This window comes from Streptomyces ferrugineus (assembly GCF_015160855.1).
Lineage (GTDB): Bacteria > Actinomycetota > Actinomycetes > Streptomycetales > Streptomycetaceae > Streptomyces > Streptomyces ferrugineus.
In genome coordinates this window covers 2,082,339-2,096,030 of sequence record NZ_CP063373.1, presented here as the reverse complement: position 1 = coordinate 2,096,030, position 13,692 = coordinate 2,082,339, and the positions used below count along the sequence as shown (strand labels likewise).

9 protein-coding genes and 1 pseudogene are annotated in these 13,692 nt (G+C 67.9%); 8 read left to right on the top strand and 2 right to left on the bottom strand.

The window, feature by feature from the left end; all coding sequences use genetic code 11:
* Window positions 1-70 precede the first annotated feature (70 nt).
* From IM697_RS09515 to IM697_RS09480, 8 genes and pseudogenes are all read left to right on the top strand, one after another.
* Entirely contained in the window at window positions 71-1,039 is a 969-nt protein-coding gene (locus IM697_RS09515) for a glycosyltransferase family protein (protein WP_194046519.1), read from the top strand.
* Between the two features lie 138 nt (window positions 1,040-1,177).
* Window positions 1,178-2,290 carry a multiple monosaccharide ABC transporter substrate-binding protein gene (chvE, locus tag IM697_RS09510; RefSeq protein ID WP_194046517.1) on the top strand — a complete coding sequence of 371 codons (1,113 nt, stop codon included), beginning with the start codon at window positions 1,178-1,180 and terminating at the stop codon, window positions 2,288-2,290.
* A 32-nt stretch (window positions 2,291-2,322) separates the two neighbouring features.
* Complete coding sequence (mmsA, locus tag IM697_RS09505; RefSeq protein WP_194046515.1) at window positions 2,323-3,873, top strand: multiple monosaccharide ABC transporter ATP-binding protein; 1,551 nt, start codon at window positions 2,323-2,325, stop codon at window positions 3,871-3,873.
* Window positions 3,870-5,114, top strand: a complete 1,245-nt coding sequence (gene mmsB, locus IM697_RS09500; protein WP_194046513.1) for a multiple monosaccharide ABC transporter permease — start codon at window positions 3,870-3,872, stop codon at window positions 5,112-5,114. Before mmsA ends, mmsB begins: the two co-directional genes overlap by 4 nt.
* 52 nt (window positions 5,115-5,166) lie before the next feature.
* A pseudogene (locus tag IM697_RS09495) lies at window positions 5,167-6,231 on the top strand (aldose epimerase family protein); the annotation flags it as partial.
* A 137-nt stretch (window positions 6,232-6,368) separates the two neighbouring features.
* Window positions 6,369-7,982 (top strand): pyridoxal phosphate-dependent aminotransferase, encoded by a 1,614-nt coding sequence (locus IM697_RS09490; RefSeq protein ID WP_194046509.1) that lies wholly within the window; start codon window positions 6,369-6,371, stop codon window positions 7,980-7,982.
* 90 nt (window positions 7,983-8,072) lie between these two features.
* A complete protein-coding gene (locus tag IM697_RS09485; protein ID WP_194046507.1) occupies window positions 8,073-9,362 on the top strand; it encodes a KAP family P-loop NTPase fold protein in 1,290 nt (429 codons plus the stop codon).
* Entirely contained in the window at window positions 9,356-11,158 is a 1,803-nt protein-coding gene (locus IM697_RS09480; protein WP_194046505.1) for an Hsp70 family protein, read from the top strand. Before IM697_RS09485 ends, IM697_RS09480 begins: the two co-directional genes overlap by 7 nt.
* Before the next feature lie 26 nt (window positions 11,159-11,184).
* Here IM697_RS09480 and IM697_RS09475 read toward each other — a convergent pair whose 3' ends face one another.
* A complete protein-coding gene (locus IM697_RS09475) occupies window positions 11,185-12,615 on the bottom strand; it encodes a family 43 glycosylhydrolase (protein WP_194046503.1) in 1,431 nt (476 codons plus the stop codon).
* On the bottom strand, window positions 12,597-13,565 hold the full coding sequence (locus tag IM697_RS09470; RefSeq protein ID WP_194046501.1) for an arabinan endo-1,5-alpha-L-arabinosidase: 969 nt from the start codon (window positions 13,563-13,565) through the stop codon (window positions 12,597-12,599). Before IM697_RS09470 ends, IM697_RS09475 begins: the two co-directional genes overlap by 19 nt.
* Between the last annotated feature and the right edge of the window lie 127 nt (window positions 13,566-13,692).

The following is a 13,692-nucleotide window of genomic DNA, read 5'->3' as shown; positions in this document are numbered from 1 at the left end:
GGCGTACACCCAAGCCCCCACACCCTGAGCCGCGAACTTCGTCCGACATTTCGAACACTAAGGACAGCTTGTGACCGACGCTTCCGCCACGGCAGCCCGCCGACCCGGTGAGCAGGCGCTCGCCGCGCTCGGCCTGGGCGCGCCCGCCCTGTCCCCCGCCGACGCCTCGCCGCACACCTTCCCGGGCGGCGGCCGCTGGCGCACCGAGATCCCCTCGTGCGAGGGTCCCGAGGCGCTGGCCGTGGTCCTCAAGGAGGCCTCGCGCCTCGATGTGCCGATCCACCGGATCAGCCAGGGCAGCGGCGTGTGGATGCTGAGCGACGCCGAGATCACCGAGATGGTCGAGGCCACCGCCGAGCGCGACATCGAGCTCTGCCTGTTCACCGGGCCGCGCGGCACGTGGGACATCGGCGGGTCCACGCGCACCGACTCCAAGGGCGCCGGACTGCGCGCCCGCGGTCACGACGCCGTCGCCGGGTGCGTCGAAGACGCCGTCCGGGCAACGGAGCTGGGCGTCAAGTGCCTGCTCGTCGCCGACGAGGGCGTGCTGTGGACGCTGCACCGGGCGCGGGCCGCCGGGATCCTCCCCGCCGACACCACCCTGAAGGTCTCGGCGCTGATCGGGCCGGTCAACCCGGCCGCGTACGCGGTGTACGAGCAACTGGGCGCCGACTCCATCAACGTGCCCAGCGATCTGACGCTCGATCACCTCACCGAGATCCGGCGGGTCTCCGCCGCCCCCATGGACATGTACATCGAGGCCCCCGACGATCTCGGCGGCTATGTGCGGATGTACGAGGTCGCCGAGCTCATCCGGCGTGGCGCACCGATCTATCTGAAGTTCGGCCTGTCCAAGGCGCCCGGTATCTACCCGTACGGCCACCACATGCGGGACCTGACCCTGACCACCGCCAAGGAGCGGGTGCGGCGCGGCCGGCTCGCCCTGGATCTGCTGGCGCGGCATGGCGCGGACGGCGACATGGCGCCGCTCGGTTCGCGGCTGCCGGGCGCTCTGACACGGTTCGGTCACTCGGCATAACGTTCCAGAAACATCCGCGACAAAAGACGACACAGTCGCGCAGAATCCCACGCACCGCTTCTCGGTCTTCCGGGCATGATCCTCCGGGCGACTTCGCATCCCAGACCGAGCCCTGCACACACATCAAGGATGATGACCATGCGCAACCGCAGAGCCGCCCTCGCCGCCATAGCCTCCGCCGCCTCCCTCGCCCTGACCCTGTCCGCCTGCGGCCAGAACAGTGAGGGTGGGAGCGAGGAGAAGGGTGGCGACACCAAGGGCGCCACCATCGGCATCGCGATGCCCACCAAGTCCTCCGAGCGCTGGATCGCCGACGGCAACAACGTCAAGAAGGACCTGGAGTCCAAGGGCTACAAGACCCAGCTGGTCTACGGCGAGGACGACCCGGACCAGCAGGTCTCGCAGATCGAGAACCTGATCACGCAGGGCGTCAAGGCGCTGATCATCGCGGCCATCGACAACAAGACGATGAACAGCGTGCTCCAGCAGGCCAAGGACGCGGACATCCCGGTGATCTCCTACGACCGCCTGATCCTGGGCACGGAGAACGTCGACTACTACGCGTCGTTCGACAACGAGAAGGTCGGCGAGCTCCAGGGCACCTACATCGTCGAGAAGCTGGGCCTGAAGGACGGCTCCAAGAAGGGCCCGTTCAACATCGAGCTGTTCGCCGGCTCCAACGACGACAACAACACGCGCTACTTCTTCCAGGGCGCGATGAACGTCCTGCAGCCGTACATCGACAAGAAGCAGCTCGTCGTCAAGTCCGGCCAGACCGAGCTCAACCAGGTCACCACCCTGCGCTGGGACGGCGGCACCGCCCAGAAGCGCATGGACGACATCCTGACCGGGTCCTACCGCAGCGACCGGGTCGACGCGGTGCTGTCGCCGTACGACGGCATCTCCATCGGCATCCTGTCGGCGCTGAAGTCGGACAGCTACGGCACCAAGAGCAAGCCGCTGCCGATCGTCACCGGCCAGGACGCCGAGGTCGCCTCGGTGAAGTCGATCATCGCCGACCAGCAGTCGATGACCGTCTACAAGGACACCCGTGAGCTCGCCAAGGTGGCCTCGAACATGGTCGACGCGGTCCTGAACGACAAGAAGCCCGAGGTCAACGACACCAAGACCTACGACAACGGCTCCAAGGTGGTCCCGGCCTACCTGCTGACGCCGGTCAGCGTCGACAAGACGAACTACAAGGAGACGGTCGTCGACTCCGGCTACATCAAGGAAAGCGACCTCAACTAACCGCCGTCTCCTACGGATTGGAAGGCACGACCATGGCGGGACCCGTCCTGGAAATGCGCTCGATCGTCAAGACCTTTCCCGGCGTCAAAGCGCTGTCGGACGTCACGCTGACCGTCCAGCAGGGCGAGGTCCACGCCATCTGCGGGGAGAACGGCGCCGGTAAGTCGACCCTGATGAAGGTCCTCTCCGGCGTCCACCCGCACGGCACCTACGAGGGAGACATCCTCTTCGAGGGGGAGGTCTGCGAGTTCAAGGACATCCGGGCGAGCGAGCAGCACGGCATCGTCATCATCCACCAGGAACTGGCGCTGTCGCCCTACCTCTCCCTCGCGGAGAACATCTTCCTCGGCAACGAGCACGCCAAGAGCGGGTTCATCGACTGGCGGGAGACCCTGCGGCACGCCACCGAGCTGCTGCGCCGGGTCGGGCTGAGCGATCACCCCGACACCCGCGTCGCCGACATCGGCGTGGGCAAGCAGCAGCTCGTGGAGATCGCGAAGGCGCTGTCCAAGAAGGTGAAACTGCTCATCCTGGATGAGCCGACCGCGGCCCTGAACGACGAGGACAGCGGCAAACTCCTGGATCTGATCCTGGAGTTGAAGAAGCAGGGCATCACCTCGATCATCATCTCCCACAAGCTCAACGAGATCCGCAAGGTCGCCGACTCGGTGACGATCCTCCGCGACGGCAAGACCATCGAGACCCTCGATGTGAAGGCGCCGGAGACCACCGAGGACCGGATCATCAGCGGCATGGTCGGCCGGGACCTGGAGCACCGCTTCCCCGAGCGCACCCCGCACGAGCCGGAGGAGGGCGCCCACCCGGCGCTGGAGATCCGCAACTGGACCGTGCACCACCCGATCGACCAGCAGCGCAAGGTCGTCGACGATGTGTCGATCGAGGTGCGGCGCGGCGAGATCGTCGGCATCGCGGGCCTGATGGGCGCCGGCCGCACCGAGCTGGCGATGAGCGTCTTCGGGCGGACGTACGGCCGCCACGCGGGCGGCACGGTCCTCAAGGACGGCACGGAGATCCGTACCAAGACCGTCGCCGAGGCGGTCAAGCACGGCATCGCGTATGTCACCGAGGACCGCAAGCACTACGGCCTCAACCTCATCGACACCATCAACCGCAACATCTCGCTCAGCGCGCTGGGCAAGGTCGCCAAGCGGGGCGTGGTCGACGAGCACGAGGAGCGGCAGGTCGCCGAGGGCTTCCGCAAGTCCATGAACATCAAGGCGCCGACCGTCTTCGAGCCGGTGGGCAAGCTGTCCGGCGGCAACCAGCAGAAGGTCGTCCTCAGCAAGTGGATCTTCGCGGGTCCGGACGTGCTGATCCTGGACGAGCCGACGCGCGGCATCGACGTCGGTGCCAAGTACGAGATCTACACGGTCATCGACCAGCTGGCCGCCCAGGGCAAGGCGGTCGTCTTCATCTCCTCCGAGCTGCCGGAGCTGCTCGGTATGTGCGACCGCATCTACACGATGGCCGCGGGGCGGCTGACCGGCGAGTTCTCGCGGGCCGAGGCCTCGCAGGAATCGCTGATGCGTCAGATGACGAAGGACAAAGAGGTATCCCGATGAGCACGGATGTGACCGCCAAGACCCCGGCCCCCGCGCCGCCGGGCAAGAGCGGAGGGGCCGCGGGCGACGGTCTGCTCCAGCTGGTGCTGGACGGCCTGCGCCGCAACATGCGCCAGTACGGCATGCTGATCGCCCTCAGCCTGATCGTGGCGCTGTTCGCCGTGTGGACCGACGGTGACCTGCTGCTGCCGCGCAACGTCTCCAACCTGGTGCTGCAGAACAGCTACATCCTCATCCTCGCGATGGGCATGATGCTGGTGATCATCGCGGGCCATATCGACCTGTCGGTCGGCTCGTTGACGGCGTTCATCGGATCGATGGCGGCCGTGTTCATGGTCAAAAACGATCTGCCCTGGCCGGTCGCGGTGATCCTGTGCCTCGCGGTGGGCGCGATCGCGGGCGCCATCCAAGGGTTCTTCATCGCATACGGCGGCATACCCTCGTTCATCGTGACCCTCGCGGGCATGCTGATCTGGCGCGGCCTGACCGAGATCTTCCTGGAGGGCCAGACCCTCGGCCCGTTCCCGAAGGGTCTGCAGAAGGTCGCCAACGGCTTCCTGCCCGAGGTCGGTCCGAACACGAACTACCACAATCTCACCCTGTTGCTCGGCTTCGCGCTGATCGCGTTCGTGGTCTTCCAGGAGTTCCGTGACCGCCGCCGCTCGCAGGAGTTCTCCCTCGAGGTCCCGCCCTTCAACCTGTTCCTGCTGAAGCTGGTCGCGCTCGGCGCCGCCATCCTGACGCTGACGATGCTGCTGGCCAGCTACAAGGGCGCCCCGATCGTGCTGCTCATCCTGGGCGTGCTGCTCGTCGGCTTCGGCTATGTGATGCGCAACGCGATCATCGGCCGCCACATCTACGCGATCGGCGGCAACCTGCCCGCGGCCAAGCTGTCGGGTGTGAAGGACAAGAAGGTCACGTTCCTGGTCTTCCTGAACATGGGCATGCTCGCGGCCCTGGCGGGTCTGGTCTTCGCCGCCCGCTTCAACGCGGCCTCCCCCAAGGCCGGCCTCAACTTCGAGCTGGAGGCCATCGCGGCCTCGTTCATCGGCGGCGCGTCGATGAGCGGCGGCGTCGGCACGGTCCTCGGCGCGATCATCGGCGGCCTGGTCCTGGGCGTGCTGAACAACGGCATGAACCTCGTCGGCATCGGCACCGACTGGCAGCAGGTCATCAAGGGCATGGTGCTGCTGGCCGCGGTCGGGTTCGACGTATGGAACAAGCGCAAGGTCGGTAGCTGACAGCACCGGAAGGGGGCCCCACCGGAAGGCGGGGCCCCCTTCGTGTGAGAAGGGCGGGGAGCAACCCGTGAAGGAACTCTTCGGCAAGCTCGCCGACGGCACCGAGATCCACAGCTGGTCGCTGGCCAACGGCGGCACGCGGATGAAGGTCCTCTCCTACGGCGGCATCGTGCGGTCCCTGGAGATCCCGGACCGGCGTGGCCACTACGCCAACGTCTGCCTGGGCTTCGACAACATCGAGGACTACGTCTCCGCCAGCCCGTACTTCGGCGCCCTGATCGGGCGGTACGGCAACCGCATCGGCAAGGGCGAGTTCACGCTGGACGGCAAGACGTACCGGCTGTCCGTCAACGACGGCGAGAACAGCCTGCACGGCGGCGGCACCATGGGCTTCGACAAGGTCGTCTGGGACATCGAGCCGTTCACCAAGGGCCCGGACGTCGGCCTGTACCTGCACCACACCTCGGTCGACGGGGAGATGGGCTACCCCGGCACGCTGAAGACGAAGGTGACGTACACCCTCACCCAGCACGGCGACTGGCGCGTCGACTACGAGGCCACCACCGACAAGGCCACCGTCGTCAACCTCACCAGCCACGTGTACTGGAACCTCGCCGGCGAGGGCAGCGGCACGATCGAGAACCACGAGCTGAAGATCGCCGCCTCCCGCTATACACCGGTCGACCCGGGCCTCATCCCCACCGGTGAGCCGGCCCCGGTCGCGGACACCCCGTTCGACTTCCGCCGCTCCAAGGCGATCGGCGAGAACCTCCGCGAAACGCACCAGCAACTGCTGTACGCCAAGGGCATCGACCACAACTGGGTGCTCGACAAGGGCATCTCGCCGAAGCCCGAGTGGATCGCCACGCTGAAGGACCCCTCCTCCGGCCGCACCCTGCGGATGGCGACCACCGAGCCCGGCCTGCAGTTCTACTCCGGCAACTTCCTCGACGGCACGCTGGTCGGCCCGAGCGGACGGATCTACCGGCAGGGTGACGCGCTGTGCCTGGAGACGCAGCACTTCCCGGACTCGCCGAACCAGCCGTCGTTCCCGTCGACGGTGCTGCGGCCGGGGCAGACGTACCGCTCGACGACGGTCCACTCATTCAGTCGATAGCTTCATACTTCTGTCACATCTATTGAACGAGGTACCTCCAGCCTCCGTATGTAAGGACGGCCCGCGCTCCCCCGCGCGGGCCACCCAAGACGACGGGCCCGGCCGTCCCCACCGGGTCCGCCCCATACGGAGGTTCCATGGCCGACAACGTCACCTCGCTGTTCCGCAGCACCGCGGCACACAGCCCGTCGATGGCGGCGCTGACGCGGGAGGGCGGCGACGGGGCCGGTCCGGTCGACTTCTGCATCCCCTGCAATCCGTACTTCCCCACCCCGGAGATGTTCCAGGAGATGGCGGGGAAGCTGCGGGACATCATCACCTTCTACCCGAGCAGCGCCGACACGATCACGTCCGAACTGTGCAGCCTGCTCCAGCTTCCGCCGCAGTGCGTGGCGATGGGCAACGGATCGACCGAGCTCATCACCTGGATCGACCATCTGATGGTCCGGGAGTCCCTCGCCATCCCCGTCCCCACCTTCGGCCGCTGGACCGACCAGCCGATGGAGACCGGCAAGCGGGTCGACATGTTCCCGCTCCAGGAGTCCAGCGGATTCGCCCTGGACCTGGCCCAGTACGCCGAGTTCATCCGGGCCAGGGGGACCCGGGTGGCGGTCATCTGCAACCCGAACAACCCCGACGGCGGCTATCTCCACAAGCACGCGCTGGTGCAGTTCATGGACGCGATGGCCGACCTGGACCTGGTCATCATCGACGAGTCCTTCCTGGAGTTCGCCGACGCCGAGCAGGAACCGTCGGTCGTCCAGGAGGCGATGCTCCGGCCGAACGTCATCGTCCTGCGCAGCCTCGGCAAGAACTTCGGCCTGCACGGCATCCGCTTCGGCTACCTCGTCGCCAACCCGGCGCTGGCCGGCATGGTCCGCTCCATGCTGCCGAAGTGGAACCTCAACGCCTTCGCCGAGCACGTGGTGTTCATGCTGAAGGAGCACGGCCCCGAGTACGCGCAGAGCCTTCAGCAGGTGCGCCGGGACCGCCTCGACATGGCGAGCCATCTGGCCCAGCTGCCCGGTCTGACGGTCTACCCGTCACAGGGCAACTTCCTCTTCGTACGCCTCCCCGTGGGCGCGGAGGGCACCGTGGTCCGCGACCGGCTGCTCACCGAGCACCGGATCCTGGTCCGCGAGTGCGGCAACAAGATCGGTTCGTCCAGCCGCTTCCTGCGACTCGTGGTGCGCCCCCAGGTGGATGTGCGTCGCCTGGTGTCCGGCCTGGAGCAGGTGCTCTACGGGACCAGGAGGGGAGCCGCCGTACCCGAGCTCGGTACAGGGACCAACTACAGCTCGGGTACGGCGGCCGTGGACCGGTTGGTCAGCTCCACCAACGGCGCCGGAGTCCAGGGCCTTGCCGCTCAGGCCGTGGGAGCCGGGATGCCCGCGGCGCCTCAGCCGCAGCCGGTGCCACAGGCGGTGCCGCCGGGGGGCGGTATGCCGATGCCGGCGCCGGCTCCGGTGGCCCCGATGCCGGCGCCCGCGCCCGTTGCCCCCGCCGCTCAGGCACCGGCGCCGGCACCGGCACCGGCTCCGATGCCGTTCCCGTCACCCGTGGCACCGGCCGCGGCGGTGGTGCCGCCGCCGCCCCCCAGTCCGACGCCGCCGGGGGTGCCGGCCCGTGGGGGGCTCACGGCCGCGCAGGTGCGGGGCACCACCGGGCCCGGGCCGGGGCCGGGGTTGTCTCCGGCGCCGGCCACCGGGTGGCCCAATGCGCAGAGTTGGCCCAGTGCGGCGGGGGCGTGATCCTACACGCGCCCGCACCTCTCAGATCCGACAAGTCGGCTTTCATGACAACCTCCTGACACCGTGAAAGCGCGGTGTCAGGATGTGTGGATGCTGCTGACCGACAACCCGGTGAACGGCTCGGAGGGCGACCGCTTCGGTTTCCTCCCCCACTCCCGGGTCCTGTGCGACGCGATCAACGCAACCCGCGACCTCCCCCTCAGCGTGGCCCTCTACGGCGCCTGGGGAACCGGCAAGTCCAGTTTCATGAACATCTGCCGCTCACTCCTGCAGGAGCAGGGCATACCGGTGGTGTCGTTCAACCCCTGGAAGTACGACCAGCGCGAAGAGATCTGGCACGCGTTGATCCAGACCATCCTGGACGAGATCGCGGCCAGGATCACCGAGGATCCGGACGCCAAACGAAGCGCACAGCTCCAGCACGCGCTCAAGAAGGCCGCCGCCCTGAGCCGTACCGCCGCCTGGCTGATGACCCGCAAGGCGGCGGTGCCGCTCACCGCCGGTCTCGTCTCGACCAGTGACGCCGACGCGCTCAAGGACGCCTGGGACAACGGGGATCCCCTCGAGTACCGGCACGTCAACCAGTTCGAGCACGACTTCGCCGAGGTCGTCGAGCAGTTCACCGGCGGCGGGCGCCTGGTGATCCTCATCGACGACCTGGACCGCTGCACACCCGAGGCCGCGACGACCGTCCTCGACTCGCTGAAGCTCTTCCTCGGTGAGGCGTCCTGCGTCTTCGTGCTCGCCATGGACCAGCAGGTGATCGCCAAAGCCGTGGCCCAGCGGTTCGACGGTGACGAGGAGATGGGCCGGAAGTATCTCGAAAAGCTGATCCAGTTCCCGTACCACCTCCCCCATGTCACCTTCGAGTCCATGTTCAGCCACCTCAGCGAAGAGGTCCTCGGCCTGCGCGACGACCCGGCGCTGTGGCAGCTCATCCGCGTCGCCTACGGCCAGAACCCCCGGCGGGTGCGCCGCTTCATCAACGCTCTCAACCTCACCGTCATATCTCTGCGGCTGCACTCCACGCCCAGTCGTGCGCGCATGCTGCACGCGGCGATCCTGCTCACCATCCGACTGCAACACCCGGCGTTCTACGCCATGGTCAACCGCTCCCCCGAGTCCTGGCAGCGCATGGACGAGGCCGCCAACGGCAACACCAACGTGCTGCACATGGACGAAGACACCCTCTTCAACACGGACACGGACCTCGCGGACCTGCTCCGCGCCACCTCCAGCAGAACAGCGGGACTGGACTTCCCTCCGCCGCCGGGAAAGACCGAGATCGACACCCTGACCGAGGTCCTGAGCGTGACCACGGGCGGCGCGATGGATCCCGTTACCGGTCACACCACTCAGGGGGAGGCCCAGACATGGTGACCACCACTCCCGACGGCCTTGTCATCGGGCTCGACCTCGGCGACGGCGAGACCACTCTCGCCTGGACGACGCGCAACGGCGAAGGCGACATCCACATCTTCCAGCGCCAGTCCACCAGGGAACGCAGCGTGCTCACCGCCATGGCCCGTGCGGCCACCGACCGCCGCCGTCTGCTCGGGGAGGAGGCCGTGTACGCGGCGGGCGCCGCCGAGTTCAGCCTGAACTTCAAGCAGGGACCGGATCCCGTGCGATTCGAGACACCGGAGGCGGTGCTGTTCGTCCAGTCGCTGCTCGCGGAGTTCCTCGCCACCCAGTCGGAACGGGCCGAGGAGACCGAGGAGACCGCCAAGCCGACGATGGTCGTCGGGCATCCGGCGGGCTGGAGCCCCGAGGTGATCAAAGCCTACGGAAAGCACCTGAAACTCGACGGGATCAGGACCCGGCTGCTGCCGGAGTCGCAGGCGGCGCTCGTCCATGTCCGCCGTCCCGGTGCCGCGGCCGACGCGGCGGACCGGAGCATCGCCGAGCAGCCCCGCGACAGCCGGGTCCTGGTGGTCGACATCGGCTCCTCGACCACCGACTTCACCCTCATCACGGACATGGAGCCCCACAGCCTCCCCCTCGGGGCCGACTTCGGCTGCCGCCGGATCGACTTCCAGGTGGCCGACCTGGTGACCGAGCGTCTGCGCGACAACGAGATCCTCAGGGACGCGCTCGCCGCCGACGGTGGCCGGGAGTTCCTCCTGCTGGCCTGCCGCCGGGCCAAGGAGGCACAGTTCACCGGGACGGAGGCGGACATCCTGCGCCAACCCGTCAACCCCCGCTTCAAGCCGATCGTCCGTCTGGCCTGGGGTTGGCTGCGCTCCCTGGAGATCCCGGAGCTGGTGGCCGCCCCCGGCGGGTGGGCCGAGGAGTTCGGCGCACTGCTGGCGCAGGCCCGCCGGCTGATGGCCGACAAGGACCCCGACCAGGTCGTACTCACCGGGGGCGGGTCCCGTATGCCGTTCACCAGGCGGATCTGCGCCGAGATCTTCCCCACCGCGGTCGTGGAGAACGACCCCGAGCCCGCCTTCTCGGTGGCCCGGGGCCTGGCCCTGGCCGGCCACACGGAGCTGCGCCTGGAGCGCTTCCGGGCGGCTCTGGCCGCGCTGCTGGACGAGCCGGAGCTGGGCGAGTTGTGCGAGGAGCACATCACGGAGGGCTTCGCCGAGCTTCAGCGGCGGCTGATCCGGGAGGTGCGCACCATGCGGGACGCTCCGGGCGGCGACGAGGCACGGACGCGGCAACTCGTCGAGGGCGAGGGCGAGCCCCTGGCCATCACCGAGCTGCGCCACGCCCTGAACCAGCGCCTGGGTGAGCGGGTCAGCTCCCTGTGCCGGGAGCACGGGGTGCCGCACGACGCTCTGAACCTGGAGTTCCAGTTGCCGCTCAGCGTCGCCGAGACCGTCACCGAGCGTCTGCTGAGCTACATGAGGAGCAAGGGCACCCTCCGCTCAGGACGGATCAGCTGGGCGATGTCCAACCAGCGAAGGATGATCGAGCAAGGCAACCGCAATCCCCTGCAACCGACGAAACCCGGCCACCCCTACCTGGAGATGGCGCGGGTGGCGTGGCAGTGGGGTGGGCCGGCGATCCTGGAGGCCGCGGACCGGTTGACCGTACGGAAGATGGTCAAGGACATCGAGGCGCTCTCCCTGGAGGAGGGAAAGGTCGACGAGCTGGTGGAGAAGATCCGCGCGCACATCCGTGACCAACTGCTGGGGCGCCTGACCGAGATCGAGAAACTGATCTTCTGACAGACGCCCCGGCGGCACAGCCGGGTCTACACCGGGTTGAGCCTCCACTGCTGGCAGGTGTTGTTCAGCCAGCTCCACTGGCGTACGTCCGTTCCGTCCGCCGTGCCGCAGTTCGCCACGTCCGCCACCTTGCCGGTGGCCTGGTTGGCGATGCGGACGTGGCCGCCGTCGGTCGCCACGAACCGGAAGCGCTGGCAGGTGTTGTCCAGCCAGGACCACTGGCGCAGGCCGGCGCCGTCGGCGGCGGAGCAGTTCTCGGTGTCGAGGACCTTGCCGGTGGCCACGTTCACCAGACGGTGGGTGTCGTCGCCCAGGTCCTCCAGGCGCCACTTCTGGTTGTTGCCGCCGTTGCAGCTCCACTGCTGGACGTTCGCCCCGTCGGCCGTCGAACCGCCCGCCACGTCAAGGCACTTGCCGCTGTTGCGGTTGATGACGGTGTACGTCGTCGAGGCGGACGACGGCTCACCGGACGGCCCGGTCATGCTCGCGCCCAGGCGGACCGGTGTGCCGAAGTTCGGGGTGCCGTCGGAGTTCCAGGTGAACTTCTGCGCACGGGCCGTACGGCCGTTGTCGCAGCCGTCGGAGGCGGAGTCGTTGGCGTGGTAGACGATCCAGCTCTCGGTGCCGTCGGGTGAGGTGAAGAAGCCGTTGTGGCCCGGTCCGTAGACGCCGTTGGCGTCACTGCGCTGGAAGACCGGCGTGGACTTCTTGGTCCAGGAGGCGGCCAAGAGGGGGTCGGAGCCGGTCAGGGTGAGCTGGCCGAGCTTGTAGTCGGGCGTCCAGCAGCCGCTGGCCGAGTAGATGAGGAAGGTCCGCCCGCCGCGCTGCAGGATCTCCGGCCCCTCGTTGACCGTGCCGTTGCGCTCCCAGTCGTAGGTCGGCGTGGAGATGGTGGAGAAGCCGGTGGCCAGGGTGTAGGGGTTGGACATCCGGGCGGCGACCAGGTTCTGTGTGCCGCCGCTCGCGCTGCCGAAGAGGTAGAGCTGACCGTTGATGGTCGCGACGTTCGGGTCCAGCATCCAGGCGGAGTTGAGCTGGTTCCGGTAGGTGTACGGGCCCATCGGGTCGGAGCCTGCGCTCTCCAGGACGTGGGTGCGCTGGGTCGGGATGTAGTCGGAGACGTTCTGCCCGGCGACGTAGTACAGGTACCAGCGGCCGTTGATGAAGTGGATCTCCGGCGCCCAGATGTTGCAGCAGCGGTTCGCCGCGTCGCCCTTCCACACCTGCACGCCGGGCGCGGAGGCCAGGCCGGCGAGGGTGGCGGACTTGCGGATGGTGATGACGTCGGTCCAGCTGGTCGCCACCATGTAGTAGTTGCCGTCGTGGTACGAGATCCAGGGGTCGGCGCCCTTCTGCGCCTTGACCGGGTTGGTGAAGGACGCCGCGCTCGCGGACGGCTGTCCGAGCGACAGGGCCAGCAGCAGCGCCGCCAGCAGGGTCAGTAGGCGACGGGCCATCCGCTGCTCCAGTTCAGAAGGTTGATGCCCAGCTTGGGCGTGCCGTTGTCGTTGCCGTCGTAGTAGTGGTAGACGATCAGGTCGCCGTCGACGTCGTTCATGATCGACTGGCCGCCGGGGCCGATGACGCTGCCGTGGGACTCGAGGACGGGCGTCCCGCCGTTGTTCATCATCGAGACGCCGTTCCTGTCGCGGTACGGCCCGGTGACGCTGGTGGCGCGGCCGACCTTCACCTTGTAGGTGGAGCCGGTGCCGGCGCAGCAGGTGTCGTAGGAGGCGAAGAGGTAGTAGTAGCTGCCCCGTTTGACGATGAAGGGCGCCTCCACGGCCTTGGTGCCGGTCGGGCGGGAGGCCAGCGAGTAGCGGGTGGTGTTGGAAGAGAGCTGCTTTCCGGTGGCGGGGTCGATCTGGATCATCTTGATCCCGGTCCACCAACTGCCGAAGGACAGCCACCACTTGCCGTCGCCGTCGACGAAGAGGTTCGGGTCGATGGCGTTGTAGTCGCTGGAGGAGCTGGAGGTGTAGACGGTGCCGTAGTCGGTCCAGCTGCCGGGCCGGCCGGTCGTGGAGCCCGCGAGTCCGATGGCGGAGGTGTTCGAGCCGAACTTCGAGACCGAGTAGTACATCAGGTACTTGCCGCCGTGGTACGAGATGTCCGGCGCCCAGGCCTCCGGCACCGAGGAGTAGTTCCGCCACCAGCTCGGGCGACTCCCGAAGGCGTCGGCGCCCGCGCTGAACGCGGTGCGGTCGGACGACGTCTTGCTGGCGATGCCGCCGCCGGTGGCGTACAGCAGGTACTGGCCGGACGAGGTGCGCAGCATCGTCGGGTCGTGCGTGACGACGGAGCCGGTGACCCGGCCGGGGTTGGGGTAGGCCGACGCCGAGGACGGGATGAGGGCGAGGAGAGCGGCGGCGGGGAGGGCGAGAAGAGCGGTGCGCTTGCGGCTCATGGGGGGACGCTCCTGTTCTGTATGTCGAACAACGATCGCCACTTCGGACGGGACCGTAGAATCGAACCCCTTGCGCGTCAATGGTTCACACAGCCCCGCCCGTCACGCGGCCCCCGCCGGTGACCGC